Annotated in this window: 25 protein-coding genes and 1 pseudogene; 16 read left to right on the top strand and 10 right to left on the bottom strand. The window is 70.8% G+C overall.

What is annotated here, in order from left to right; genetic code table 11:
- Positions 1-11: 11 nt before the first annotated feature.
- Together ACIP6U_RS24800 and ACIP6U_RS24795 are read right to left on the bottom strand one after the other, a co-directional pair.
- Complete coding sequence (locus ACIP6U_RS24800) at positions 12-659, bottom strand: TetR/AcrR family transcriptional regulator C-terminal domain-containing protein (protein ID WP_401721660.1); 648 nt, start codon at positions 657-659, stop codon at positions 12-14.
- Positions 660-747: 88 nt separating this feature from the next.
- Positions 748-1,692: an AraC family transcriptional regulator gene (locus tag ACIP6U_RS24795; protein ID WP_401721657.1), complete on the bottom strand. Its 945-nt coding sequence runs from the start codon at positions 1,690-1,692 to the stop codon at positions 748-750.
- A 155-nt stretch (positions 1,693-1,847) separates the two neighbouring features.
- Here ACIP6U_RS24795 and ACIP6U_RS24790 point away from each other — a divergent pair, with 155 nt between their 5' ends.
- Positions 1,848-2,939, top strand: coding sequence for a polyprenyl synthetase family protein (locus ACIP6U_RS24790; RefSeq protein WP_401721654.1), 1,092 nt, complete (start codon positions 1,848-1,850; stop codon positions 2,937-2,939).
- Positions 2,940-3,004: 65 nt separating this feature from the next.
- Here the strand turns inward: ACIP6U_RS24790 and ACIP6U_RS24785 are convergent, their stop codons facing one another.
- Together ACIP6U_RS24785 and ACIP6U_RS24780 are read right to left on the bottom strand one after the other, a co-directional pair.
- Positions 3,005-3,406: a RidA family protein gene (locus tag ACIP6U_RS24785; RefSeq protein WP_401721651.1), complete on the bottom strand. Its 402-nt coding sequence runs from the start codon at positions 3,404-3,406 to the stop codon at positions 3,005-3,007.
- A 46-nt stretch (positions 3,407-3,452) separates the two neighbouring features.
- Positions 3,453-4,664, bottom strand: coding sequence for an FAD-dependent monooxygenase (locus ACIP6U_RS24780; protein WP_401721649.1), 1,212 nt, complete (start codon positions 4,662-4,664; stop codon positions 3,453-3,455).
- Between the two features lie 228 nt (positions 4,665-4,892).
- On the opposite strand from ACIP6U_RS24780, the gene ACIP6U_RS24775 reads away from it, so the two are divergent.
- Entirely contained in the window at positions 4,893-5,873 is a 981-nt protein-coding gene (locus tag ACIP6U_RS24775) for an RNA polymerase sigma factor (RefSeq protein ID WP_401721646.1), read from the top strand.
- 84 nt (positions 5,874-5,957) lie between these two features.
- Positions 5,958-6,851 carry an alpha/beta fold hydrolase gene (locus ACIP6U_RS24770; protein WP_401721644.1) on the top strand — a complete coding sequence of 298 codons (894 nt, stop codon included), beginning with the start codon at positions 5,958-5,960 and terminating at the stop codon, positions 6,849-6,851.
- Between the two features lie 188 nt (positions 6,852-7,039).
- Here the strand turns inward: ACIP6U_RS24770 and ACIP6U_RS24765 are convergent, their stop codons facing one another.
- On the bottom strand, positions 7,040-7,612 hold the full coding sequence (locus ACIP6U_RS24765; protein ID WP_401721641.1) for a PadR family transcriptional regulator: 573 nt from the start codon (positions 7,610-7,612) through the stop codon (positions 7,040-7,042).
- 195 nt (positions 7,613-7,807) lie between these two features.
- Here ACIP6U_RS24765 and ACIP6U_RS24760 point away from each other — a divergent pair, with 195 nt between their 5' ends.
- The 4 genes from ACIP6U_RS24760 to ACIP6U_RS24745 all read left to right on the top strand — a co-directional run bounded on the left by ACIP6U_RS24760 (position 7,808) and on the right by ACIP6U_RS24745 (position 11,408).
- Positions 7,808-8,383, top strand: a complete 576-nt coding sequence (locus ACIP6U_RS24760; protein ID WP_401722339.1) for a hypothetical protein — start codon at positions 7,808-7,810, stop codon at positions 8,381-8,383.
- Between the two features lie 23 nt (positions 8,384-8,406).
- Positions 8,407-9,768: a carotenoid oxygenase family protein gene (locus ACIP6U_RS24755; protein WP_401721638.1), complete on the top strand. Its 1,362-nt coding sequence runs from the start codon at positions 8,407-8,409 to the stop codon at positions 9,766-9,768.
- A 168-nt stretch (positions 9,769-9,936) separates the two neighbouring features.
- Positions 9,937-10,620, top strand: coding sequence for an RNA polymerase sigma factor (locus tag ACIP6U_RS24750; RefSeq protein WP_401721635.1), 684 nt, complete (start codon positions 9,937-9,939; stop codon positions 10,618-10,620).
- A 104-nt stretch (positions 10,621-10,724) separates the two neighbouring features.
- Positions 10,725-11,408 carry an alpha/beta fold hydrolase gene (locus ACIP6U_RS24745; RefSeq protein ID WP_401721633.1) on the top strand — a complete coding sequence of 228 codons (684 nt, stop codon included), beginning with the start codon at positions 10,725-10,727 and terminating at the stop codon, positions 11,406-11,408.
- 124 nt (positions 11,409-11,532) lie between these two features.
- Here ACIP6U_RS24745 and ACIP6U_RS24740 read toward each other — a convergent pair whose 3' ends face one another.
- Positions 11,533-14,370, bottom strand: coding sequence for an ATP-binding protein (locus ACIP6U_RS24740; protein ID WP_401721630.1), 2,838 nt, complete (start codon positions 14,368-14,370; stop codon positions 11,533-11,535).
- Positions 14,371-14,571: 201 nt separating this feature from the next.
- Here ACIP6U_RS24740 and ACIP6U_RS24735 point away from each other — a divergent pair, with 201 nt between their 5' ends.
- A complete protein-coding gene (locus ACIP6U_RS24735) occupies positions 14,572-15,267 on the top strand; it encodes an alpha/beta fold hydrolase (protein WP_401721628.1) in 696 nt (231 codons plus the stop codon).
- A gap of 73 nt (positions 15,268-15,340) precedes the next feature.
- Here ACIP6U_RS24735 and ACIP6U_RS24730 read toward each other — a convergent pair.
- The 4 genes and pseudogenes from ACIP6U_RS24730 to paaI form a co-directional block, all read right to left on the bottom strand.
- Positions 15,341-15,655: pseudogene (locus ACIP6U_RS24730) on the bottom strand (undecaprenyl diphosphate synthase family protein); the annotation flags it as partial.
- A gap of 63 nt (positions 15,656-15,718) precedes the next feature.
- Complete coding sequence (locus tag ACIP6U_RS24725; protein ID WP_401721626.1) at positions 15,719-17,035, bottom strand: amidohydrolase family protein; 1,317 nt, start codon at positions 17,033-17,035, stop codon at positions 15,719-15,721.
- Positions 17,036-17,210: 175 nt separating this feature from the next.
- Complete coding sequence (paaK, locus tag ACIP6U_RS24720; protein WP_401721623.1) at positions 17,211-18,584, bottom strand: phenylacetate--CoA ligase PaaK; 1,374 nt, start codon at positions 18,582-18,584, stop codon at positions 17,211-17,213.
- Positions 18,581-19,015: a hydroxyphenylacetyl-CoA thioesterase PaaI gene (paaI, locus tag ACIP6U_RS24715; RefSeq protein WP_401721620.1), complete on the bottom strand. Its 435-nt coding sequence runs from the start codon at positions 19,013-19,015 to the stop codon at positions 18,581-18,583. Before paaI ends, paaK begins: the two co-directional genes overlap by 4 nt.
- Positions 19,016-19,154: 139 nt before the next feature.
- Between paaI and ACIP6U_RS24710 the strand changes: the two genes are divergently transcribed.
- From ACIP6U_RS24710 to paaE, 8 genes are all read left to right on the top strand, one after another.
- Positions 19,155-20,375, top strand: a complete 1,221-nt coding sequence (locus tag ACIP6U_RS24710; protein ID WP_401721617.1) for a thiolase family protein — start codon at positions 19,155-19,157, stop codon at positions 20,373-20,375.
- A gap of 50 nt (positions 20,376-20,425) precedes the next feature.
- A complete protein-coding gene (locus tag ACIP6U_RS24705; RefSeq protein WP_401721614.1) occupies positions 20,426-21,214 on the top strand; it encodes an enoyl-CoA hydratase/isomerase family protein in 789 nt (262 codons plus the stop codon).
- The gene (locus tag ACIP6U_RS24700) at positions 21,211-22,062 is read left to right on the top strand and encodes a 3-hydroxyacyl-CoA dehydrogenase family protein (protein ID WP_401721611.1); all 852 of its coding nucleotides are present in this window, start codon (positions 21,211-21,213) and stop codon (positions 22,060-22,062) included. The genes ACIP6U_RS24705 and ACIP6U_RS24700 overlap by 4 nt, the downstream gene beginning before the upstream one ends.
- 101 nt (positions 22,063-22,163) lie before the next feature.
- Entirely contained in the window at positions 22,164-23,150 is a 987-nt protein-coding gene (gene paaA / locus ACIP6U_RS24695) for a 1,2-phenylacetyl-CoA epoxidase subunit PaaA (RefSeq protein WP_401721608.1), read from the top strand.
- Positions 23,147-23,449 (top strand): 1,2-phenylacetyl-CoA epoxidase subunit PaaB, encoded by a 303-nt coding sequence (paaB, locus tag ACIP6U_RS24690; RefSeq protein WP_401721605.1) that lies wholly within the window; start codon positions 23,147-23,149, stop codon positions 23,447-23,449. Before paaA ends, paaB begins: the two co-directional genes overlap by 4 nt.
- A gap of 195 nt (positions 23,450-23,644) precedes the next feature.
- On the top strand, positions 23,645-24,484 hold the full coding sequence (paaC, locus tag ACIP6U_RS24685; protein ID WP_401721602.1) for a 1,2-phenylacetyl-CoA epoxidase subunit PaaC: 840 nt from the start codon (positions 23,645-23,647) through the stop codon (positions 24,482-24,484).
- Positions 24,478-24,993 (top strand): 1,2-phenylacetyl-CoA epoxidase subunit PaaD, encoded by a 516-nt coding sequence (gene paaD / locus ACIP6U_RS24680; RefSeq protein WP_401721599.1) that lies wholly within the window; start codon positions 24,478-24,480, stop codon positions 24,991-24,993. Before paaC ends, paaD begins: the two co-directional genes overlap by 7 nt.
- A gap of 11 nt (positions 24,994-25,004) precedes the next feature.
- Positions 25,005-26,105 (top strand): 1,2-phenylacetyl-CoA epoxidase subunit PaaE, encoded by a 1,101-nt coding sequence (paaE, locus tag ACIP6U_RS24675; protein ID WP_401722336.1) that lies wholly within the window; start codon positions 25,005-25,007, stop codon positions 26,103-26,105.
- Positions 26,106-26,112: the final 7 nt, after the last annotated feature.

Genomic DNA, 26,112 nt, shown 5'->3' with positions numbered 1-26,112 from the left:
GGACCCGTCGGCTACTGGTCCCGCTCGGTCGTGTCGGTGGCCCGCAGGCGCTCGCGGAGGCCGCCGAGGATCAGGCCGAGTCCGAACTCGAAGCGGCCGTCGAAGTTGACGAACTCCTCGACGGGCGTGGCGAACAGTCGAGGGTAGGTCTGGCGCGCACCGGCGAAGTCGAGCTTCTCGACGGCGCCTTCGGTCCGGCCCTGCTCCTCCAGGGTCTCGCCCAGCACGTAGCAGACGACCGTGGACGTTGCCCAGAGCGCCGAGACCCCGGCGAAGCCCGCCTGTTGCATGACGCCGACGAGCCGATCCGCGAACGCCAGGCTGTGGCGCTGCGCCGCGTAGCTGCCGCCGACGATCCTCGCCCCCTCCCGCTGGGCCAGCAGGGCCTGCCTCAACTGCCGGGCGAGCAGGGTGACTTCGGCCTCCCAGTCACCCGCGCCGCTGTCCACCAGGGCTCCGGCGAGGATCGCCTCCGCCATCTCGTCAAGGAGCGTCTGCTTGTTGCTGAAGACCCGGTAGATGGCGGGCAGTTGCAGCTTGCTCGCGTCCGCGAGGCGCCTCATGGTGAGTGCTTCCAGCCCACCGGAGTCGACGATCTCCAGAGCGGCGGTCACCAGCGCCTGGGCGCGGGTCGCGGGCGGCGGGGGGCCGGTCCGCACGGCGGGGGAGTCTGAATCTTTGGAACCCTTGGACATGTTAACGATGTTATCGTCATTGTTCCGACGAGGCGACAACGGGCCGAGCATGTCAGCTCAGCGGACGCTCCGCACCCCGCCTTGCCTCGCGGGGCGTCAGGCCGAACTCCGCCCGAAACGCGGTGGAGAAGGCCGCGTGGCTGCCGAAACCGCAGGAGTGCGCGATCTGCGCGATCGAGTACGAGTCCCAGCTGGTGCCGGCCAGTCGGCCCCGGGCGAGGAGCAGCCGTTCACGGCGGATGAGGTCGCGCGGGGTGGTGTCGGCGGCCTGCAGCACCTGCTGGACATAGCGCGCCGACCAGCCGAGCGCCCGCGCGATGCCATGGACGTCGAGTCCGTCGTCGCCCGCGTGGCGACGGACGTACTGCCGGATCGAGGCCTCCACCGTGGCGCGCTGTCCGGCGGGGGCCGAGTCGGTGGCACCCTCCGCGGCCAGGCACACCAGGTCGACGAGCCGGTCGCAGGCGATGTCGAAGGTCGTCTCGGAGAGCGCCTCGCGCTCCTCCTGCAACGTGGCCACCAACTGGCGTATGACACGGCCCAGTCCGCGGTCGCCGCTCAGCATCCGCGGCTCGCGGGCCGCCGCCGGGCTGCGCAGGGTGATGCTGTCGCCCGGCACGATGAGGGCGATCGACAGGAAGTCGGCGTCGTGCGCGAAGGTCAACGGCCGGTCGATGTCGCACAGCACCATGGTGCCGGCCTGGATCTCGGCGGCCGCCTGCCCCTGCTCCACCCACGCGGTGCCGGCCAACGGAACGAGGAGTTCGTAGGTGCCCCGGGGGTCGGCCCGGATGTGCCGCGTGTCCCTGGAGACGACTTCCTCGCCGCCCGCGCACAGCGCCAGGCCATGGGCCCCCGACTGCTGCCGGTCCAGGCGTCCGGTCCACGGGGCGGTGCGATCCGGCACACTGATCCGGCTCGCGCCGTGCAGGTCGGTGAAGACCTCGTCCCACGCACCGACCGTGGCGATGTCGCCCGCGTCCGTCCAGAAGTACACACCTCAACTCTAGCCACGGGGCAGTCGGCCCGGCCGGGGAGAGACCTCGTGGCGGTCGGCGTCGGGGTGGGCCGGGCCGGCATGGAACCCTGTACGCGTGGTGGCGGCGCGGACGGCACCGCCCTTGTGGCCTTCCTCGTACCAGGAGTTCTGGCATGCCCGACGCCGACGGTGGCAGTGACCGGTTGATGACTCGCCTCATCGGACACACGCGGAGCTTCGACAAGCTCTTCGAGGAGTACTTCGACACCTTGGACGGCGTGCTCGACACACCGTCGTTCGGCAGCTTCACCCCCGAATGCCTGGGCCTGCTGCGGGAGTTGTCCCTGCGCGGCGGCAAGCGGATGCGGGTCGTGGTCCTTCACGAAGCGGCCGGACTGGTGACGGACGAACCCGCGCCGGGGTTGGCCGCCGCCGCCCTGAGCCTCGAACTGCTCCAGACCCACGGTCTGATCCACGACGACCTCATCGACGACAGCGCCACCCGGCGAGGCGGCCCGACCACCTACTACGCCTACCGCGAGAAGTTCCCCCACCACCCCCGCACGGCACTCGGTCTCACCGTGCTCGCGGGCGATCTTGCCCTGGCCCTGTCCCTGCGCGTGCTCCTCGACGCGAGGACGAGCCTTCCGGTGCGGCAGGCCATGATCGAGGTGCAGACCCGGGTCACGGCGGAGACCGTCATGGGTCAAGTCATCGACCTGGAACGGGACTTCACCGCCGAATCCCCGGACATCGACGTCATCCACGAGGTGGCCGACTACAAGTCCGCGCGCTACTCGCTGCTGGCGCCGCTGCAACTGGGACTGCTGGCCGCCGGTGGGCAACCGGGCCGCCACGACGGGGAGTTGCGGCGCTACGCGCGGCTCGTGGGGATCTGCGGGCAGATGCGGGACGACTTCCTGGACCTGTTCGGGGACGAGCAGGTCATCGGCAAGTCGACCGGGACCGACTTCCGTGACGGGAAGCGCAGTTACGCCGTGACCGCCCTGCTGGCGACCGTCGGCGGTCCGGAGCGCGCGATGGTGGAGTCGGCTCTCGGCGATCCCGCCTGTACCGCGGACACCATCACCACGGTCCGCGAGATCGCCGAGCGGCACGGGGTGGCGGACCGGATGCGGGCGGACATGCGCCGGCATGCGGAGGAAGCCGCCCTGGTGGCCACCGGGTGGCGGTCCCGGTGGCGCGCGGAGGCGGTCGACTTCTTCGAGCTGTTGCCGCACTGGGCGGTCGAGCGGTCCAAGTAGCCGTCGGGCCCGGACCGCCGGCGGATCGGCCGAGCCACCGTCGGGTCAGCCGGAACACCGTCGGGTCAGAGCGTCGCCACCACTTCGATCTCCACCAGGAAGCCGTCCTGGAAGAGGGTGGTGACACCAACGGCGGTGCTGGCAGGCGGTGTTGGGCAGCCTCTGCGCGCCGCGGTGAGCGCGGCGACCAGCTCGCCGGCCTGGTCGGTGGTGTAACCCGCCAGATAGACCGTCTCCTTGATGATCTTCTCGCGGGAGGAGCCGGCTGCCCGGAGCGCCGCCTCGACGTTGTCGTAGGCCTGCTCGAACTGTGCCACGAGGTCGTCGCCGCCCACGAGTCGGCCGTCCTTGTCCCAGGCGACCTGGCCCGAGGTGTAGACGAGTCCGAGGGCCGGCACGGTCACGGCATGGGAGAGGACACCCGGCAGCGGGGGCAGTTCAGGGGGATTGACAGCATGGACCGACATCTTCGTTCCTTTCCGGAACCACAGAGGTGTTGAACGGTGGCCGGAGTTACGCCGCCACCAGGTGCCGTGAGTAGTCGTCGAGCAGGAACGCGTTCGACCTGTTGACCTGGTTCCGCAGCAGAAGTTCCTTGCCGGGAACGTGACTTGCCAGGCGGACGACCCCGTTGCGGAACGCGATGCCGCGTGCGGTCCGCGGTGTCATAACCTTCCCCTGGTCGGGGGCCCACTGCTGGATCTCCCCGATCCACGGGCGCAGTTTCGCCTCGTACCGGGTGAGCGCCCCCGCGATGTCGTCGGGGGTGGCCGCCAGTTCACCCGCGAGCACATAGGCGCCCACCATGGCGATCGTGGTGCCGTGGCCCGACAGCGGCGAGGCGGAGTAGGCGGCGTCCCCCACCAGACCGACGCGTCCGGTGGACCACTTGGGCAGCCTGACCTGACTGCACGTGTCGAAGTAGAAGTCGGGGGCGGTGTCGATCTGCGACAGCAGGGCGGCCGCCTCCCAGGCCATGCCGGAGGCCCTGGCCTTGACGATGCGCTTCTGCGCGTCGACATCGCGCCAGTCGTAGGAGGGCCGACCCGCGCGGAAGCTGAAGAACGCCATCACCTTCGAGTTGTCGAGGATGGAGCGCATCCCGATGGTCCTGCCGGGTTCGCTGTAGGCGACGGTCCAGTCCTTGACGCCGATGTGGTTGCGGGCGGTCCAGAAGGAGACGTACGTGCCGAGGTGGTGGAGGTGGTCGGTCTCCGGGCCGAAGAGCATCTCGCGCAGTTCGGAGTGGAGTCCGTCGGCACCGATCACCACGTCGAACGACTCCGCGGGCGCGGACCTGAACTCGACGTGCACCTTCGCTCCGTCGTCATGGGCCGAGGTGATGCGGTCGTCGAACCGGTACTCGACCCGGTCCCGCGACTGCTCGTGGAGCACCTCGGACAGGGCGCCGCGCAGGATCTCGATCTCGGCGACCGGCCCGTCCCCGCCGAACTGATCGGCCCGCAGCGCCCCCTTGGTGCGCCCTTGGGCGTCGACGAAGGAGAGGCCGTAGTTGCTCTCCCGCGCGGCCCGTACCTCGGAGTCGGCCCCCATCCTGCGCAGGACCTCCCGGGAGACCCCGCGGAGATCGACGAGTTGGCCGCCGGCCCGCAGTTCGGGCCAGCGCTCCACGACCGTGACGTCCGCGCCGTACCTGGCCAGCCACAACGCGAGTGCGGGCCCCGCGATGCTCGCGCCGGAGATCAGAACCTTGAGTCGCCCCATCGGCTGCCTCACTTCGCTGAAGGTGCCGCCGTCGAGTCCGTTAACGGCGTTACCATCGACCGTAACGTTAACGGCGTTATCACGTCAACGGGCGGTGAACATCGACGTCGACGGCTCCCGGAACGCCCGACGGAATCTCGCCGCACCCGCCCGTCCCGCCCCCGTCCGCGCCCATGCTTGGGTGAGGTGTCGTGGACCATGGGGCGGACGGGCGCTGGAAGGGGTCGCATGATTCGGGAGGTTGCCGAGGTGGCACGCGTCGAGGACGCGGCGCTCACCCGGGCGGCTCAGGCGGGGGAGATCGCGGCACTGGGCCTGCTGCTGGAGCGGCATCGGGCGGGGATGCGTGCGGTGGCGCTGAGCATTCTCGGTCCGGGTGCGGACGCCGACGACGTGATGCAGGACGCGGCGCTCACGGCGTTGCGGCGGATCGGTGACGTACGTGATCCGGGTGCGGTGGGTGCCTGGCTCCGGATGATCGTGCGCAACGCCAGCCGCTCCCTGCTGCGGAACGCGGTCGCCACGCGGCCGGTCGATGACCTGCAACTCCCCTCGACGGCCGCCGGTCCCGAGCAGTGGCTCGAGCAGAACGCGATGCGGGACTGGGTCTGGGAGGCGCTGGAGGAGCTCTCACCGGTACTGCGCATGCCCGTGGTGCTACGGCACTTCACCACCGGTGTCACCGCGTACGAGCAGATAGCGAGGGCCTGCGGGGTGCCGGTCGGTACCGTGCGCAGCCGGCTCAGCCAGGGGCGGGCCAAGCTCGCGGCCGCCCTCGCCGCCACGGCCGACGCCCCGCACGCGAATGTCGAGGAGCGGGTCCGGGCCAGCCGCATCGAGGCGCGGGAGACCCTCGACGCCGCCGAGAGCGGGCACTTCGGCAAGCTGCTGACCGAACGCTGGTCTCCCGAGGTCGCGCTTCTGCGGGGGAACGACCGGGTCGGGGGCCGGGACGTCCTCGTACGCGCCATGGACAACGACATCGAGGACGGTGTGCGGCAGAGTCTCGTCCACGCCGTCGCCGGACGGTCGCTGTCCATCTGGGAGATGGACATCATCAACCCGGCCTTCGATCCGGAGCACTGCCCGCCCTCCGTGGCCTGGCTGATGACGCTGGACGACGCCGGTCGGGTCCACCGGTTGCGCCTCTTCCATCCCAGGCCGGTCCAGGTCCTCGAATCCCTTCCCGTCGTGGAATCTGTCATGTGACGCACGCCACGCCACAGGGGCGAACTTCACCCTGTGCGTCGCGTCCTGTCCGTGTCATCACCCTTTTCCTGACACGGAGTTCCCATGACCAACCCTCTTGTCGACCCCCTGGCGACCGGTACGCACACCGTCGACATCGACGGAGTGACGCAGCGCTATCACGTCCACGGAACCGGACCGGTCTGCGTCGCGCACTCCGGCGGACCCGGTATCGACTGGGAGTACCTGCGCATGCCCGCGCTGGAGCGGCACCTCACGATCGTCTACCTGGAGCCGGTCGGCACGGGCGGCTCGGGCCGCCTTCCCTCCCACCCGCACGGATACACCAGGGACCGCTACAGCCGGTCCCTGGAGGCGCTGATCGAGCACCTCGACGTGCCCAAGGTGCAGTTGCTGGGCCACTCCCACGGCGGCTTCGTCGTCCAGTACCACGCCCTGCGCCACCCCGAGCAGGTCGCCGGCGTGATCCTGTACGAGAGCGCGCCGCTCACCGGCCCCGAGCACTCCGCCGAAGCCATGCGGCTGGTCCAGGAGTTCGCCGCGGGCCACTCCGGCCAGCCCGAACTCCCCGCGATCCTGGCCGGGTTCGAGGCCCTCTCCGGTGCCGAGGACGACGAGCGGATCACCGAGGTGCTCAAGGCGCTGGTCCCGGTGTACTTCGCCGACTACTGGGGCCGTGAGAAGGAGTTCGCGCCCTTCCGTGCCGGCGTGAGCGCCGTGTACATCTCGGGTCAGGACGGGAACGGCCGGCCGATCGTCATCGACGACCGCGCGGAACTCGGGTCGCTCACCGTGCCGACCCTGGTCGTCGTCGGCCGGCACGACTTCATCTGCGGGATGAAGTGGGCCCAGGAGCTGTACGGGCTGATCCCCGCGTCGGAACTGCTGGTCCTGGAGAACAGCGGTCACTTCGGCCACGTCGAGGAGCCGGAGGAGTTCGCCGGGGCGATCGCGGGATTCGTCGCCGCCGTCTCGTAGCGCCTGGCCTCCCGCTTCGCAGGGAAACCCTGCTCAGCGCGGTCGTTCGAACCTGGACAGTGCCCGTACGGGCTGTTCAGGTTTGACGCGGCCACGGGCGGGCGGGAGCGGTGATAGTCTCCAAGTGGAGAGATGTTCTCCGCTTGTAGGGAGTCCCCATGGCAAGCCGCAGGACGTTCGGCGTGACCTCAGCGGGCCGGGTCGTCCGTCGTCGCCCCCGCCTCCGCGGCGGGCTCCGGGGCGTGTCCCGCGAGGAGTTGGTCGGCGGCCCAGCGGGCCCACTCCTGTTCCAGGACGCGTTGGCGGATGCCGTGCTCCAGGACCAGTCTGCCGCACACGTTCAGCATGTCCCGGTCCCAGTTCTCCGAGTCCCGCAGGGCCACCAGGGCGTCGTGCTCCTTGGCCGAGGTGTCCGCGTGGTCCAGCAGGCGCTGCACCGCCTCGTCGCGCGGCAGGAGCCCCAGGAAGAAGGTCTGCAGGAGCATCGGGTTCCGCTGCGGCCGGCTCTCCTGGACCTCGGTCAGCCAGCGCACCGTCTCCGCGTGTCCGTCGGGGGTGAGCGAGTACTGCTTACGCCCCCGGGGGCCCTCCTCGGTCACCTTGATCAGGCCTGTCGCGTCCAGCTTCGTCAGCTCGCCGTAGATCTGACTCTGCTTCGCGGGCCAGACGTACCCGAGAGAGGTGTTGAAGATCTTCAGCAGGTCGTAGCCGCTGCCGGGGCGGAAGACGAGGAGTCCCAAGAGGGCGTGACGAAGGCTCATGTTCACAACCCTAACCCCCGGCCCTCCAAAAGTGACAGGTCGAAAACTACCCCTGCGGATCCCGCCTACAGGTCCCACGGACTCCGGGTCGACTTCTGTTCAATATTCCGGTCTTGACATGTTGGATTCAGAGCTTCTAGCTTTCACCTGTCAAAGTTGGAATGTCGAGATGCGAGGTAACACGACGTGGGCGTTATGAGTTATCTGCGGGGTTTCACCCCATGGATCGCGGCAGGGGTCGTCTCCGCCTTCGACTGGCGCTGGGGCGCCGTGGCCGGCTTCGTCGTCGGCGTTCTCCTGCTGGTGCAGGACCGCAGCCGGGGCGTCGCGCTGGACGCGATGGTCCTGGAGATCAGCACGATCATCTACTTCGTCATCATCGGAGCGATCTCCTTCAGCTCGCCCGACTCATCGGTCCAGGACCACGGCGACGTCCTCTCCTTCGTCTGGCTGGCCCTGACGGCCTGGGGCAGCATGGCGGTCAAGAGCCCCTTCACGCTGGGCATCGCCCGTCGCCAGACGCCCGAGGAGTACTGGAACACCCCCGGCTTCCTCGCCGTGAACAACCGCATCACGGCCGCCTGGGGATCCGGCTTCACCTTCATCTTCGTCGTGCTGGCCATCGCCAACGCCACCGACGCCCCGGCCTGGGTCGGTATCACCGCGCACGTGGTCGGTCTGGTCGCCCCCGCGATGTTCACCGCGATCTACCCCCGTCGGGTCCAGGCCCGTCTCGAAGCCCTGATGGCAGCGAACGCAGCGAACGCCTGACCGCACTCCCGAAGGAACTTCCCGTGAGCACAGACACAACCCCTCCGCACCTCGCCGGAAACTTCGCCCCGGTGTCCGACGAGATCACGGTCACCGACCTGGCAGTGACCGGCTCCATCCCGCCGGAACTCACCGGCTGGTACCTGCGCAACGGCCCCAACCCGCACGAGGCGGACTCGGCCCACTGGTTCACCGGTGACGGCATGGTCCACGGAGTGCGTCTCGAAGGCGGCAGGGCCACCTCGTACCGCAACCGCTGGGTCCGCACCTCCACCCTGGAGTCGGGCGCCCTGGTCTACGGCCGGGACGGCGAGATGAACCTCGCCGCCGGCGTCGCCAACACCCACGTCGTACGGCACGCGGGCCGCACGCTCGCCCTCGTCGAGACGTCCTTCCCCTACGAGCTGAGCTGCGAGCCCGGACGCGAGCTGGACACCGTCGGGCCCTTCGACTTCGGCGGCCGGCTGCGCACCCCGATGACCGCCCACCCCAAGACCTGCCCGGTCACCGGCGAACTGCACTTCTACGGGTACGGCGGCCTGTCGGCGCCCTATCTGACCTACCACCGCGCCGACGCCAGTGGTGAGTTGACCGTCAGCCGGCCGGTCGACGTACCGGCGCACACGATGATGCACGACTTCTATCTGACCAGGAACCATGTCGTCTTCATGGACCTGCCGGCCGTGTTCAGCATCGAGCGCGCCATGGACCCCGACGGCGGCATGCCCTACGTCTGGTCCGACACCTACGGCGCCCGGCTAGGCGTGCTGCGCAGGGACGACCCGCACGGGGACATCCGCTGGTTCGACATCGAGCCCTGCTACGTCTTCCACACGCTCAACTCGTACGAGGAGAACGACGGTCGGCGGCTCGTCCTGCTGGGCATGCGCTACCCCCGCCTGGGTGACGGCGTGGCCGTGGCGGACCCGGCCCAGCTGTGGCGCTGGACCATCGACCTCACCACGGGCACGCTCACCGAGGAGCAACTGGACGACCACCCCGGCGAGTTCCCGCGCATCGACGACCGACTCCAGGGCCTGCACTCGGACTTCGGCCACGCCACGGCGGGCCCGGTACCGGAGCTCCAGCAGTACGACCCGGACGAGGCACGTGCCGCGATCCACCGGTACGACCTGCGCAAGTCCAGTGTCAGCAGCCACTACTTCGCCCCGGGACGCCTGCCGGGCGAGGCGGCCTTCGCCCCCGCCGACGATCAGCCCGGCGGACCCGGCTGGCTCATGACCTACGTCTACGACGCCTCGACCGACCGCAGCGACCTGGTGATCCTCGACGCCGACAACCTCACCCAGGAGCCGGTGGCCACCATCCACCTGCCCCGCCGGGTGCCCGCCGGCTTCCACGGCAGCTGGCTCGCGGACGCCTGACACGCAGCACACCCGACAACGGGGAGCCGTTCCTCTGAGCACTCGTGCTCAGAGGGCGGTGCTCACCAACTGCCCGCACGACCACGGTCGGTGAGCACCGCGAACTTCCCGGCGTCCTGACGCCATCACACAACCGACCAGGGACAGACGGGTGTTGGAGGGGTTCTCATGACTCGTGAGGTCGAGAAGATGCCACGCGTCGAGGACGCCACGTTGACCCGGGCGGCCCAGGCGGGCGAAGTCGCCGCGCTGGGCCTGTTGTTGGAGCGGCACCGGGCGGGGATGCGCGCGGTGGCGCTGAGCATTCTCGGGCCGGGGGCGGACGCCGACGACGTGATGCAGGACGCGGCGCTCACGGCGTTGCGGCGGATCGGTGACGTACGTGATCCGGGTGCCGTAGGCGCGTGGCTGCGGATGATCGTGCGCAACGCCAGCCGGTCGGTGCTGCGGGACTCGGTCGTCGTCCGGCCCGTGGACGACCTGCATCTGCCGTCGACGGACGTGGGCCCCGAGCAGTGGCTCGAGCGGAACGCCCTGCGGGACTGGGTGTGGGAGGCGCTGGAGGAACTCTCACCGGTGCTGCGCATGCCGTTGGTGCTGCGGCACTTCACCGCGGGGGTCAGCTCGTACGAGCAGATCGCGGACGCGTGCGGGGTGCCCGTGGGCACCGTGCGCAGCCGGCTCAGCCAGGGGCGGGCCAAGCTCGCCGCGGCCCTCGCCGCCACGGCCGACGCCCCGCACGGCAATGCCGAGGAGCGCGTCAGGGCCAGTCGCATCGAGGCCCGCGAGATGCTCGCCGCCGCCCGCGGCAGGGCACACCGGCCGGCCGCCGACCGCACACTCGTCTCCTGAGGCCGCCCCGCACCACTAGGTCATTTGGCTGAAGCCAGGGCGGACGGACCGGCCTAGCGTGGAGCTGTCTCGCAGGGTCTTCAAAGACAACAGGAGCCACCTCCATGACCACCGTGAAGAACGTCGTCCTCGTGCACGGCGGATTCGTCGACGGGTCCGGCTGGCAGCCGGTGCACCGTCTCCTCACCGGCGAGGGGTACCGGGTCGTCGTCGTACAGAACCCGACCCTCTCCCTCGAAGGCGATGTCGCGGTCACCCACCGGGCCCTCGACGCCCTGGACGGACCGGCCGTACTGGTGGGCCACTCCTACGGAGGCGCCGTGATCACCGAGGCCGGCCGGCACGAGAAGGTCGCCGCGCTCGCCTACATCGCCGCGTTCGCCCCGGCCAAGGGCGAGTCCGTCGGTTCGCTGGTCGCCGACCCGGCGCCCGGCGCGCCCGTGCCGCCGATCCTGCCGCCCCAGGACGGATTCCTGTTCCTGGACCGGGAGAAGTTCCCGGCCTCCTTCGCCGGCGACATCCCGCCCGCCGACGCCGCGTTCCTGGCCGACGCGCAGGTTCCCTGGGGCCTGGACGCCGTCGGCGGCGAGATCACCGAGCCCGCTTGGAGCACCAAGCCGAGCTGGTACCTCGTCGCCGCCGACGACAGGATGATCCCGCCGCCGGTGCAGCGGACCATGGCGGCGCGCGCGGGCGCCACCGTGAGCGAGACCCCCGGCAGCCACGCCGTCTACGTCTCCCACCCCGAGGCCGTCGCGGAACTGATCAAACAGGCCGCCCAGGGCTGACCCAGCGCCTTCGGACAGCATGCGTGGACCTTCGGTCTTCGGGTGACCCCCGACAGCCCGCCCTGCCGAGGCGGGCTGTTCGCGTTGCGGTCATCCCCCTTCGCGGTGGCGGGAGTTGACGTCGTCAGGGGTGGTCAAGGCCGGTGAGCGCGTCGCGCAGGCCGGCCCGCGAGGTGACGTTCAGCTTCGGGAAGACGCCCCGCAGATGCGCGGCCACGGTGCGGGGCGACAGGAAGAGCTGGGCGGCGATCTGCTTGTTGGTCAGCCCGGTGGCCGCCAGCTGTGCGATCTGCCGCTCCTGCGGGGTCAGCAGCGCGTACCGGTCGTCGCTGGGCACCGCGGTCCTGATCGGGATGCCGCTCGCCCGCAGCTCGTTCGCGGCCCGCGCACTCCACGGCTCGGCCCCGAGCCGCTGGAACGTGCTGAGCGCGACCGCCAGATGGACGCGCGCCGCGCCGCCCGCCTTCGCCCTGCGCAGCCGCTCGCCGTACGCCAGCCGGATCCGCGCCGAATCGAACGACCACCGTTCCGCGTCGGGGGCGTTGATGGCCCGCTCGAACAGGTCGTGGTCGATGACGTCGGGGTCGGCCATGGCTTCGGCGGCATCGGTCATCATGGCCAGCCGCGGCGATATGGCGGGGATGTCGGACTTCCGGACCGCCGCGACATGCCGGACGGCCTCGGCGTGCCGCCCGGTGCGCGCCGCGGCCTCCGTGAAGTCCAGGAAGAGCAACAGGGCGTGCGGCATGTGCGAGGGCAGCGTGCCGGGCGGGCCCACCGACCGCAACTGCCGGTAGGCGCCCTCGAAGTCGGCGCTGCCGAGCGCGGACAGGGCCCGGATGTGCGAGGCGTACACGTGCAGCGCGCCCAGCCCCCGGGGGTTCCCCCAGGACACGAGCCGGTCGGCGATGTCCTGCGCGGTGCGGCTGTCACCCCGCGCGGCCGCCAGCAGGCCCTGCAGAAAACGGCCCGACCACGACGACAGCCGGTAGTTGTACGTCGCACACCACCGCAGCCCCTCGCCGGTGAGGTCGGGCACGTCGTCCCACTGCCCGCCGGCGTAGGCGTCGTTGGCCAGGATGAAGAAGGCCTCGATCGCCATGGCGATGGCCCCGCCGCTCCGGCCGTCCTCGATGACCCGCCACAGGGCGCTGCGACAGCCGGGCACCCGGTCGACGTACGCCGCCGACTGGGCGGTGCGCACGATGCGCCGGGGATCGTTCTCCCGGTGCAGGTCGAAGACGAGTCCGTCGAGCGCGTCCAGCACGGACGACGCCCCATGGGCGGGATCACCGAAGGCACCGCGTACCACGGACAGCATGGGGTCGGGGGAGCAGTGCCGGAGCTCCGCCACCACGTTGTCGAAGGACTCCCACAGCTCCGGCCTGCCGCTGAAGAAGCAGACCAGGAGGAGGGTGTGCAGGGCCTCGCTCATGATGTTGGTGCAGGAGGTGTTGGACAGGGAGTGGTTGCGGATCGCGCCCACGAGCAGCTTGTGGGCCGTGTCCACATCGCCCTCCCCGTTGAGGAGATGGCTGGCTGCCGCTGCCGCCGCCGCGAGGGACTCGGTGCCCACGCCCGCGGGATCGACGAGCAGCGCGTTGTCCAGCAGCGCGCGGACGTTGCGCAGATCGCCGGTGATGTTGGCGCCGAGACAGGCCGCCTCGGCCAGCATCCGCGCCTTGGCCGTCGCCTCGCCGCTCAGCTCGGAGGCGCGCAGCAGGGTGGTGATGGCACCGACCGCGTCGCCGCGGCGCAGCGTCCCGTAGGCCACTTCGTACAGCAGGGACGCCACCTCGTCGTCCGGGCCGACGGAGGCCGCGGCCAGGTGGCGGGCTCGGCGCTCGGAACCTTCCGGGAACTCACCGGCCAGGGCCAGATGACCCCGCCGGCGCTCCGCGCTCGTCGACAGCTCCATGACCGCGGAACGGGTCAGCGGGTGCCGGAAGACGAGCCGGCCCGTCAGGGAGTCGACCTGCACCAGCCCCGCCTTCTCGGCCGGACCCAGCTCGGTCAGGGCGTCCGCGCTGCTCATGGCCCGCTCCAGGACATGCAGATCGCCCGAGGCGTCCAGCACCGCGAGCAGCAGCAACTCCCTTGTCGCGTCCGGGAGTCCGCCGACCCGCACGGAGAAGATCCCCTTGAGTCGTTCCGACAGCGGCAGTACGGCCGGCAGCGGTCCGCGCTCCGTCTGCTGCGCCTCGTTGAGCGTGCCGGGCAGTTCCAGCAGTGCCAGCGGATTGCCCGCGGCCTCCGCGACCAGCCGCTGCCGGACCCTGGCCGCCATGGCCGGGAACCGCTCCGCCACCAGCTCGTTCGCGGACTCCTCGTCCAGCGGCTGCACCTCGTGGGTGGGTATCCCGGTGCTGCTCAGGAAGGACTCGTCGCCGGTCCGGGAGGCCGCGAGCAGGGCCAGGGAGCTGGTCCGGATGTAGCGGGCGACGGTGCTCAGGACCACGGCACTGGGCCGGTCGAGCCAGGCCACGTCGTCGATGACCAGCGCGACGGGACCCCTCTTCGCGGCGGTCTGGGACAACAGGACGTGCACGGCGTTGGCGATCGCGAGCAGTTCGGTGGGCTGTTCCTCGGAGAGTCCGCGCACCGCCCGCAGTGTTTCCGCCTGCCGGGCCGGAAGAGCGGGAATTTCTCCCGTCAGCGGCTGAAGTATTTGATTCAGGGCGGAGAAACTGACGCTTTCCTCGAATTGCGAGCCCACTACGCGCAGAACTCGGAAACCCGCTTCCGAGGCCCGCCGCGCCGCGGCGTCGAGGAGGGCGCTCTTTCCCACTCCTGGCTCTCCGGTCAGCATCAGCGCGACGCCCCGGGTGGTGGCCGATCTGAAGAGTTCGTCGATGAGCTTCAGCTCAGCCGATCGTCCGACGAGGCGTCCGATCGAGCTCGTGCCGGAGTCGTCGGCCAGGTGCTCGGCGTCTTCCCTGCCTGGTGGTGCGGGGGATGACATGAAGCCTCCCATCGTGGTCGAGCCGAATCATCGACATGATGGGATTGCCGTCGAAAAGTTCGAACCAGATGGAGTGTCCTGCATCACATCGCCCAACACCCCTGCCGCCCTAGGTCATTTGGCCGTAGCTGTGCGGATGGCCGGTTCATAAAGTACGGGTGACCTAAAAGCTGGACCCGGTACTGGGGAACGGAGGCCGTCGTGGCCGCGGACATTTCCGTACGGAATGTAGTTCTTGTCCATGGCGGATTTGTGGACGGATCCGGCTGGCAGGGTGTCCACGAGCGTCTGGTGAAGGCCGGTTACCGCGTCGGCGTCGTACAGAATCCGACCCGGTCCCTGGCCGGCGATGTCGCCGCGACCCGACAGATCATCGCCGCGCAGGACGGCCCGGTGGTGCTGGTGGGGCACTCCTACGGTGGTGTCGTCATCACCGAAGCGGGGCTGGACCCCAAGGTCTCCGCGCTCGTCTACGTCGCGGCCTTCGCCCCGGACAAGGGCGAGTCCGTCGGCTCCCTGATCGCCGACCCGCCGGCGGGCGCGCCGATTCCGCCGATCCTTCCGCCGCGGGACGGCTACCTGTTCCTCGACCGGGACCGGTTCCATGCCTCCTTCGCCGGTGATCTGCCCGAGGCGCAGGCGCGGTTCATGGCCGATTCGCAGGTCCCGTGGGGGCTCGAAGCCCTCAACGGCGAGGTGGGCGAAGCCTCTTGGCGGACCAGGCCCAGCTGGTACCTGGTCGCGGCCGACGACCGGATGATCCCGCCGCCGGCCCAGCGGGCGATGGCCGCGCGCATCGGTGCCACGGTCGCCGAGGTGCCGGGCAGCCACTCCATCTACGTGTCGCAGCCCGACGCGGTCGTCGACCTCGTCGAGCAGGCGGCCACCACCGGCTGACACCTCGGCCGCCCCCGGACGCTCCGGCCCGCTGCAGACCCACCCCCCGGACTGCACGCGGGCCGGAGTTCTCTCATGAGGGCGTGGGATTCCCCGCGATGTCCCGCTTCATGGCGAGCAGATCCTCATTCGGTACGGCGCCGCCGAACCGCCGGTCGCGGGAGGCGAACTCGACGCAGGCCCGCCACAGATCACGACGGTCGAAATCCGGCCACAGGACGTCCTGGAAGACCAGCTCGGCGTACGCGCTCTGCCAGAGAAGGAAGTTGGAGGTGCGCTGCTCACCGCTGGGCCGCAGGAACAGGTCCACGTCCGGCATGTCCGGGTAGTACAGGTACTTCGCCAGGGTCTTCTCGTTGACCTTGGACGGGTCCAGGCGGCCGGCCTTTCCGGCGCCCTGTACTCACGGCGCTGACGCCCCAGGATCCCGCGTACGGCCACGACGTGCTCCTCAGATGATGTGGGCGGTCGATCGGGCCGCGGCCCGCTGGGCGTCGACGCGGTCGACGCGGACGGTCTCGCCGTCCACGACGACGGGCTCGCCCGCCACCCAGACGTCCTGGACCGCGCGGGAGCCGGCCGCCCACATCAGGTTGGAGACGAGGTGGGTGTCGGAGACGTCCAGGCCCGCGGCGAAGTGGGGCCCGTCCACGGCGACATGGACCAGGTCCGCCCAGTTGCCCGGGCGCAGGGTGCCGATGTCGGTCCTGCCGAGTGCCGCCGCTCCCACGGTCGTCGCCATGAGGAACGCGTCCTCGGCGGTGAGCGCCAGCGGGTCGGAGGTGGCGAGGCGCGTGAACATCATCGCGAGCCGGGCCTCCTCCCACAGGTCGAGGTCGTCGTTGCTCGCGGGTCCGTCGGTGCCGAGGCCGACCGGGACCGCTGCCGCGCGCAGTTCGCGCAGCCGGGCCGTACCGGAGGCGAGCTTGGCGTTCGAGCCGGGGCAGTGCGCGACGCCCGCGCCCGCCTGCGCCAGCAGGGAGATGTCGTCGTCGGAGAGGTGGACGGCATGGGCGGCCAGCAGTCGTCCGTCCAACAGCCCGGTCTCCTTGAGGAGTTGAGGTACGGATCCGTGACGCTCGCGCGTCGCGATGTCCTCGGCGAGCGTCTCGGCGGCATGGATGTGGACCAGCGCGCCGCGCTGGGCGGCCTCCTCGGCGACGACGCGCAGGGCCTCCGGCGGCAGGGTGTAGGTCGAGTGCGGCCCGTAGCAGAGCTCGATCCGGTCGCCCGGTCCGAAGCGGAGGCCGTCCGCGTCGATCCACTTGCCGATCGCGGCGACGTCGCCCCGCCAGTCCATGCCGGGCAGGTCGAAGACGGCGGGGGCGACCAGGACCCGGCTGCCGGCCGCCAGGGCCGCGTCGACGACCTGTTCGGCGTGCGCGTACATCTCGGCGCTCGTGGTCACGCCGAAGCGGAGCATCTCGACGCAGCCGAGCAGCATGCCGGCGCGGGCGTCCTCGGGCCGCATGCGTGCCTCGGCCGGCCAGATGGCGTCCTGCAGCCACTCCAGCAACGGCAGGTCGCCGCCGAGGCCCCGCAGCAGGGTCATCGGGGAGTGCGCGTGGGTGTTGACCAGTCCGGGCGTGAGGATTCCGGTCAGGCGGGTGCGGGGGACCTCGTCGGCGACCGGGGGAGCCGCGTCGGCCGTACCGCAGTACGTGATGCGGCCGTCCGGGCCGACGTCGAGGACCGCGTCGCGGATCACCGAGCAGGACGGGTCGGCGGGCAGGGCCACCGGGGCATGGAAACGTCGTGACGTCGACATGGGACGGGGTGGATCCAATCTGGTGCGGGGGGAGGGGGGAAGACGGGTGTCGCCGCACACAAGACGGTAGGCCCGCGCGGGAGTTCGCTCCGCACGGCGTGATCCCTCTCACAAAAGCACTGTGGCCGGTGACGACTGCTGTCGCCACCGACCACGGCCGGCCCCGTACGTGTCCTCAGTCGCGCAGGTCCTTGACGCGGCGCAGTTTGCCCACCGACCGCTCCAGGGTCTCCGGGTCGACGACGGCGACCTCGACACTCACGCCGATCGCGTCCTTGATGCCCCGCGTGATGTCCTTGACGGCGGCCTCGCGCTGCGCGGGCCGGCTGGTGGGACGTGCCTCCACGCGGACGGTCATGTGGTCCATCCGGCCGCGGCGGCTGAGCTGGATCTGGAAGTGCGGGGCGACCGCGGGCGTGCGCAGCACGATCTCCTCGACCTGGCTGGGGAAGACGTTCACACCGCGCAGGATGATCATGTCGTCGCTGCGGCCGGTGATCTTCTCGATCCGGCGGAAGCCGGGCCGGGCGGTGCCCGGCAGCAGCCGCGTCAGGTCCCGGGTGCGGTAACGGATGATCGGCAGCGCTTCCTTGGTGAGCGAGGTGAAGACCAGCTCGCCGCTCTCGCCGTCGGCCAGCACCTCGTCGGTGAGCGGATCCACCACCTCGGGGTAGAAGTGGTCCTCCCAGACGTGCAGTCCGTCCTTGGTCTCCACGCACTCCTGCGCGACACCCGGGCCGATCACCTCGGACAGCCCGTAGATGTCGACCGCGTGGATGTCCAGCCGCTCCTCGATCTCGCGGCGCATTTCTTCCGTCCAGGGCTCGGCGCCGAAGATGCCGACCTTGAGCGAGGTGGAGCGGGGGTCGACGCCCTGGCGCTCGAACTCGTCGAGGAGGGTGAGCATGTAGGAGGGCGTGACCATGATGATCTCGGGTTCGAAGTCCTGGATGATCTGGACCTGGCGCGCGGTCATGCCGCCCGAGGCGGGGATCACCGTGCAGCCGGCCCGTTCGGCGCCGTAGTGGGCGCCGAGTCCGCCGGTGAACAGGCCGTACCCGTACGAGACATGGACCTTGTGGCCGGGGCGGCCGCCCGCCGCGCGGATGGAGCGGGCCACCACGTCCGCCCACATCGAGAGGTCGTTCTCGGTGTACCCCACCACGGTCGGGCGGCCCGTGGTGCCGCTGGAGGCGTGCACGCGCCGCACCTGGTCCATGGGCACGGCGAACATGCCGAAGGGGTAGGTGTCCCGCAGGTCCGCCTTGGTGGTGAAGGGGAAGCGGGCGAGGTCCTCCAGGGACTTGCAGTCCTCCGGACTCACCCCGGCCGCGTCGAACTTCGCGCGGTACAGCTCGACATGGTCGTAGGCGTGCCGCAACGTCGTGCGCAGCCTGGTGAGTTGGAGCGCCCTGACCTCCTCGCGGGACATCCGCTCGGCGTCGTCGAGGAGTGCCTCGGGAAGCGGGTCCCCGCGGCGGGCTCCGACGGGCGCGATCGCCTCGCCGGTCTCCTCGCCGACTGCTTCACCGATCACTTCGCTGCTCATTGCGGCTCCTCATGTCGTGTGCTGCGGAGGGTGCGACTGCGCCCGCGGAACTCGGCGATCACTTCGTCACCACGCAGGACACTCACGTCGTAGATGCCGCTACGGCCGAACCGGATGCGCTCACGCGCGGTGGCCACCAGGACGTCGCCCTCGTGCGCGGGGGCGATGAAGTCGACGTCGGCGGCCGCGGCGACGGTCACGGGTCCGTGACTGTTGCAGGCGCAGGCGAAGGCCGAGTCCGCGAGGAGGAACAGGTAACCGCCGTGGGCGATCCCGTGTCCGTTGACCATGGCGGACGTCACGGTCATCCGCAGTACGGCGGTCCCTTCGCCGTACCGCACCAGCTCGATGCCGAGCTGCCTGGACGCCTGGTCCGCGGCGAACATCTGCTCCACGGGACCAGGTGTCGTGCCGGGTGCCTGGGTCGTCATTTCCACCACCTTGTGGACCGACCGAACATTCGGTTAGCGTGCGACACGGCCAAGTAATCCAGCAAGACCCCTGCATGTCAAGAGGCGGATCGCAGGCCGCGCAGACGCCCCCGTTCACCGATGCCGAGGAGTCCGCCCGATGTCCGACGTCTATCTCGTCGACGGGGCCCGTACCCCGCAGGGCCGCTACGGCGGTGCCCTGGCCTCCGTCCGCCCCGACGACCTCGCGGGCCTCGTCGTCGCCGAGGCCGTCCGCCGCGCCCGCGTCCCCGGCGGGGCCGTGGACGAGGTCATCCTGGGGGCCGCCAACCAGGCGGGCGAGGACAACCGTGATGTGGCGCGGATGGCGGTGCTGCTCGCCGGGCTGCCGCACACCGTGCCCGGCTACACCGTCAACCGCCTGTGCGCCTCGGGCCTCACCGCGGTGGCCTCGGCCGCGCAGGCGATCCGCGCCGGCGAGGCGGACCTGGTGGTCGCTGGGGGAGTGGAGTCCATGACCCGGGCGCCCTGGGTGATGGAGAAGCCCGGCACGCCCTGGGCCAAGCCGGGCCAGGTGCACGACACCGCACTGGGCTGGCGGTTCACCAACCCGCGCTTCACCGCCGCGGACCGGGCCGTGCCCGCCGGATCCGACCCGCTGACCACCAAGCTCACGCTGACCATGGGGGAGACCGCGGAAGAGGTCGCCGCCCTGGACGGCATCACCCGCGCCGAGTCCGACGCCTTCGCCCTGCGCAGCCACCAGCGGGCCGTGGCCGCCCGGGACGGGGGCCGCTTCGACCGCGAGATCGTGCCGGTCCCGGTGGGCGACGGCGAGGTGACCCGGGACGAGGGCCCGCGCCCCGCCACCACGCTGGAGAAGCTGGGTTCGCTGCGGACCGTCTTCCGTGAGGACGGCATCGTCACGGCGGGCTCGTCCTCACCGCTCTCCGACGGCGCCGCCGCACTGGTGGTCGCCAGTGCCGAGGCGGTGGACCGCTACGGGCTCACGCCCCGCGCGCGGATCATCGCCTCCGCGTCGGCCGGCGTCCAGCCCAACCTCATGGGCCTGGGTCCGGTGCCGGCCAGCGAGAAGGCCCTGGCCCGGGCCGGCTGGGAGGTCGGCGAGCTGGACGCCGTGGAGCTGAACGAGGCGTTCGCCACCCAGGCGTTGGCGGTCATGCGCCGGCTCAAGCTGGACGAGGACAAGGTCAACGCGGACGGCGGTGCCATCGCGCTCGGCCATCCGCTGGGCTGCTCCGGCGCCCGCATCCTGCTGACGCTGCTCGGCCGACTCGAGCGGGAGAACGGCCGCCGCGGCCTGGCCACGCTCTGCGTGGGCGTCGGCCAGGGCGTCGCCCTCCTGGTGGAGCGGGTATGACGGCCACGAACGATGGAGCGCGTGGGACGGCCACGAACGACGGAGCGCGTGTGACGGCCACGAGTGATGGAGCGGGTGGGACGGCCACGACCGAACTCCGGTCCTACGAGACCCTGTTGGTGGAGGAACGCGCCGACCGGGTCGTGGTCACCCTGCACCGCCCCGAGGCCCGCAACGCCATCAGCGGCCGCATGATCACCGAACTGCACCAGGTGTGCGAGCTGCTGGAACGCGACCCCAAGCTGCTCCTGCTGACCGGCCACGGCGGTGTCTTCGCGGGCGGCGCCGACATCGCCGAACTGCTGGAACGCGGCCGTGACCAGGCGCTCCAGGGCATCAACAGCCGCCTGTTCGAGCGCGTGCGGCGGCTGCCCATGCCGACCCTCGCCGCCGTCGAGGGCTGGGCCCTGGGCGGCGGTGCCGAACTCGCCTACGCCTGCGACCTGCGGATCGCCGGCCCCGATGCCGTGTTCGGCAACCCCGAGCCGGGCCTCGGCATCATCGCGGCGGCCGGTGCCTGCTGGCGCCTGCCCGAGCTGGTCGGCGAGTCGGTGGCCAAGCAGATCCTGCTCGCCGGGCGTCAACTAGACGCCCGGGAAGCACAGTTGACGGGCCTGGTCATGGACGTCGTACCGGCCGAGAAGCTGCTGGAGCAGGCGCACGCGCTGCTCGACCGCATGGCGCGCCAGTCGGCCGCGGCCCTGCGGCTGACCAAGCTCGTCGTCGACTCGCCCGGTGCCCACCCCGTCGCCGACGACCTGGCCCAGGCCGTGCTGTTCGAAGGCCAGGACAAGAAGGACCGGATGACCCGCTTTCTCGAACGAAGGAGCCGCGCATGACGAACGCACCGAAGACCGTCGGAGTCATCGGCGGCGGCCGTATGGGCGCGGGGATCGCCCAGTCCTTCGCCACCGCGGGATCGGTGGTGACCGTGGTGGAGAGCGGGGCGGAGGCCGCCGCGGCGGCCCTGGACCGGATCGGCGCCGGGCTCAGGAAGGCCGAGGACCGCGGTCGTCTCGACGAGCCGGCGGAGCAGGTGACCCGTCGCGTCACCGTCGTACCGGCCGTGGACGCGCTGTCCGCGGACACCGAACTGGTCGTGGAGGCCGTGCCCGAGGACGCGGCGCTCAAGGCCCGCGTGCTGAAGGCGGCCGAGGCAGCGGTCGGCGGTACGACCGTCCTCGCGACCAACACCAGCTCGCTGTCGGTCGCCGACCTCGCCGCCGTACTGGACCGGCCCGAGCGCTTCCTGGGCATGCACTTCTTCAACCCGGTGCCCGCCTCCGCGCTGGTCGAGATCGTGGTCGCCCCGGGCACCGCCGCGCACACCGTCGAGGCCGCGCTGGGGTGGACCGAGGCGCTGGGCAAGCAGGACGTCGTCGTCAAGGATTCCCCGGGCTTCGCCAGCAGCCGGCTCGGTCTCGCCCTCGGTCTGGAGGCGATCCGGATGGTCGAGGAGGGCGTCGCCGCGCCCGAGGCCATCGACGACGCGATGCGGCTCGGCTACAAGCACCCGATGGGACCGCTGCGGCTCACGGACCTCGTGGGGCTCGACGTGCGGCTCGCCATCGCGGAGTATCTGCACGCCACCCTGGGCGAGCGGTTCGCGCCGCCGCGGCTGCTGCGCGAGAAGGTGGCGCGCGGGGAACTCGGGCACAAGACGGGACAGGGCTTCTACACATGGTGAACGGCCGCACCCGGGAACCCGGGACCCAGAGCTTGCCAGCCCGTGGGGGGTGCACCGTATGATGAACCGAACGAATGGTCGGTAGGGGAAAGGTGGTAGAGATGGCCACGGCACACGCCGCCGCGTCGCCCGACGGCGACGCCGCGCGGGAGCTGGAGTCGCAGTTCGACGCGACGATCGCACGCGACCAGCGGATCGAGCCGCGTGACTGGATGCCGGAGGGCTACCGCAGGACGCTGGTCCGCCAGATCGCCCAGCACGCCCACTCCGAGATCATCGGCATGCAGCCCGAGGGCGAGTGGATCACCCGGGCGCCCTCGCTGCGCCGCAAGGCGATCCTGTTCGCGAAGGTCCAGGACGAGGCCGGCCACGGGCTGTACCTCTACTCGGCGGCGGAGACCCTCGGCATCGACCGGTCGGAGCTGACGCAGCGACTGCTCGAAGGGCGCCAGAAGTACTCCTCGATCTTCAACTACCCCACACCCACCTTCGCCGACGTCGGCGTCATCGGCTGGTTCGTCGACGGCGCGGCGATCTGCAACCAGGTTCCCCTGTGCCGCAGTTCGTACGGGCCCTACGCGCGCGCCATGGTGCGGGTCTGCAAGGAGGAGTCCTTCCACCAGCGCCAGGGCTACGAGTTGTTGCTGACGATGATGCGCGGCACCCGGGAGCAGCGCGAGATGGTGCAGGACGCGGTCGACCGCTGGTGGTGGCCCTCGCTGATGATGTTCGGCCCGCCCGACGACGACTCGCCCAACTCGGCCCAGTCGATGGCCTGGAAGATCAAGCGGCACAGCAACGACGAACTGCGCCGGCGCTTCGTCGACATGACCGTGCCGCAGGCCGCCAAGCTCGGCGTGACCCTGCCCGACCCCGAGCTGCGCTGGAACGAGGAGCGCGGCCACCACGACTTCGGCACCCCCGACTACTCCGAGCTCAAGCGGGTGATCAGCGGCGACGGCCCGTGCAACACCGAGCGGATGGAGCGGCGCCGGACCGCCCACGAGGACGGCGCCTGGGTGCGCGAGGCGGCAAGCGCCCACGCGGCCAAGCAGGCGGCCCGGGCCCGTCAGGAGGCGGCGGCATGAGCGACACGCAGAACCAGAAACAGGAGTGGCCGCTGTACGAGGTGTTCGTGCGCGGCAAGCGCGGACTCAACCACGTCCACGTCGGCTCGCTGCACGCGGCGGACGACCGGATGGCCCTCACCCACGCCCGCGACCTCTACACCCGGCGCAACGAAGGCGTCAGCATCTGGGTCGTGCGCTCGGAGCACATCTCCGCCTCCACGCGCGACGAGAAGGACCCCTTCTTCGCACCCAGCGCCGACAAGGTCTACCGGCACCCGACCTTCTACGACATCCCCGACGATGTCCCGCACATCTAGGGGCTGTCGTTTGGATCAGTCCGGCGTCGCGGGGTCTGGCACGCCCATCTGCGGCGTTGTCGTCACTCGCCATGGCTCCGCCATGACTCCCTCCTCCGCCTTGCAGCTGCACGCACCAGACCCCGCTCGGGTCGGCCAAGAGGTACCGCGTCTCACGGCCGGCCCGATCCAAACGACAGCCCCTAGGAGCCGGGCATGAGCCACGACCACGACGACCACGTCTACATGACCCTGGCCGAGGGGCACGACGACGGCGACGCCCGCTGGGCGTTCGGCACCGGCTTCGAGGACCCGCTGCACGGCGTGGACACCACCGTCCCCGAGGGCGTCGACGCCGTCGAACTGGCCGCCCTCTGCACGGCGTTGGGCGACGACGCCCTGGTCCTGGCCCAACGGCTGGCCGAATGGGTCACCCGGGCACCGGAGTTGGAGGAGGAGGTCGCGCTCGCCAACATCGGCCTCGACCTGCTCGGCCAGGCCCGGCTGCTGTACGCGCGCTGCGGCCAGGTGGACGGCACAGGCCGCGGCGAGGACGCCTACGCCTACTTCCGCGACGCCGACGAGTTCCGCAACGTACGCCTGGCCGAACTGCCCAACGGGGACTTCGCGTTCTCCGTCGTGCGGTTGCTGGTGCTCTCCAGCTGGCGCCTCGCCCACTTCGTCGAGCTGTCCGCCTCGCCCGACCCGGTGCTCGCGGCCGTAGCGGCCAAGGGCGTCAAGGAACTCACCTACCACCGGCAGTACGCCGCCGAGTGGACCGTGCGCCTGGGCGACGGCACCGCGGAGTCCCGCGCGCGCATGGTGGCGGCACTGGAGTCGCTGGCGCCGTACTGGCCGGAGCTGTTCGCCGCGCACGACGTACGCGATGCCGTACTGGGCGACCTCCGGCAGGTCCTCGACGCGGCCGGACTGCCCCTGCCGCAGGCCGAGTTGCTGCCCGGTGCCGGTCGGCAGGGGGAACACACCGACCATCTCGGGCCGCTCGTCACGGAGTTGCAGAGTGTCGCCCGCGCTCACCCGGAGGCGACATGGTGACCGTCCTGGACGACGTCCGCCGCGCCCGGCACCTCGCCGAACAGGTGCCGGACCCGGAGCTTCCGATGCTCACCCTGGCCGACCTGGGTGTCCTGCGTACCGTCACGATCGAGGACGACGGGACGGTCGTCGCGAGCCTCACGCCGACCTACTCGGGGTGCCCGGCCATGGCCGAGATGCGGGCGGGCGTCGACGCGCGGCTGCGCGCGGCCGGCTTCGACCGGGTCGAGATCCGTACGGTCCTGGACCCGCCGTGGACGAGCGACTGGATCACCGCCGCCGGGCGCCGCAAGCTCGCCGAGCACGGCATCGCCCCGCCGTCGCCGGCCCCGAGGCATGCGGCGGGCCCCGTCCCGCTGAACCTGTCGCCGACCCGGCGCACGATCCCCTGCCCGCGCTGCGGTTCGGTCGACACCGAGGAGACCTCCCGCTTCGCGGCCACCTCCTGCAAGGCGTTGTGGCGCTGCCGCAGCTGCCAGGAGCCGTTCGAGTACGTCAAGGAGATCTGATGGCAGAGGTGATGACACCGGCCGCCGGTGCCCCCGCGACGACCGTGCGTCGACGCCGGGCGGCGTTCCATCCGCTGCGGGTGGCCGCGGTGGAGCGCCTGTGCGAGGACGCGGCCGCTGTCAGCTTCGAGATCCCGGACGCGCTCGCGGACGAGTTCGCCTTCAGCCCCGGCCAGTCGCTGACCCTGCGCCGGGACATCGAGGGACGCGACGAAAGGCGCTCGTACTCGATCTGCTCGCCGGCCGGCGCACCGCCGCGCATCGGTGTCCGCGAGGTCCCCGGAGGTCTCTTCTCCTCCTGGCTCGTGCATGAGGTCGAAGCGGGCGACACCGTCGAGGTCATGGCCCCGGTCGGCGCCTTCACCCCCGACCTCACCGCCCCGGGCCACCATGTGCTCATCGCGGCCGGCTCGGGCATCACCCCCATGATGTCCATCGCCGAGTCGGTCCTGGCCGCCGACGACCGCTCCCAGGTCACGCTCTTCTACGGCAACCGCCGCACCGACACGGTGATGTTCGCCGACGAGCTGGCCGACCTGAAGGACGAGTACCACACCCGTTTCCAGCTCGCCCATGTCCTCTCCCGTGAACCCCGCGAGGCCGAGCTCCTCTCCGGCCGTCTCGACGGCGACCGCCTCGCCGCTCTCGTCGACGGCCTGGTCGACGTCAAGGGCGTCGACCACTGGTGGCTGTGCGGCCCGCACGGCATGGTCCTCGACGCCCAACAGGTCCTCGGCGCCCTGGAGGTGCCCGCCGAGCGGATCCACCAGGAGCTCTTCTACGCCGATGAGCCGCCGGCGCCCGTCCACCACGAGGAGAAGGTGCTCAGCGGCCCGGTCAGCGAGGTCACCGTCACCCTCGACGGCCGCTCCACCACCGCCGGACTGTCCCGCGAGAGCACGCTGCTCGACTCCGCCGCCCGCATCCGCCCGGACCTCCCGTTCGCCTGCAAGGGCGGGGTCTGCGGCACCTGCCGGGCCCGGATCACGGACGGCGAGGTGGACATGCGCCGCAACTACGCCCTCGAACCCGCCGAGGTGGACGCCGGCTATGTGCTGACGTGCCAGTCCTATCCGGTGTCCGAGAAGGTGACCGTCGACTACGACAGCTGAACGGGCC

Source organism: Streptomyces sp. NPDC088794 (genome assembly GCF_044750545.1).
Lineage (GTDB): Bacteria > Actinomycetota > Actinomycetes > Streptomycetales > Streptomycetaceae > Streptomyces.
This window is presented reverse-complemented; position numbering and strand designations above follow the sequence as displayed.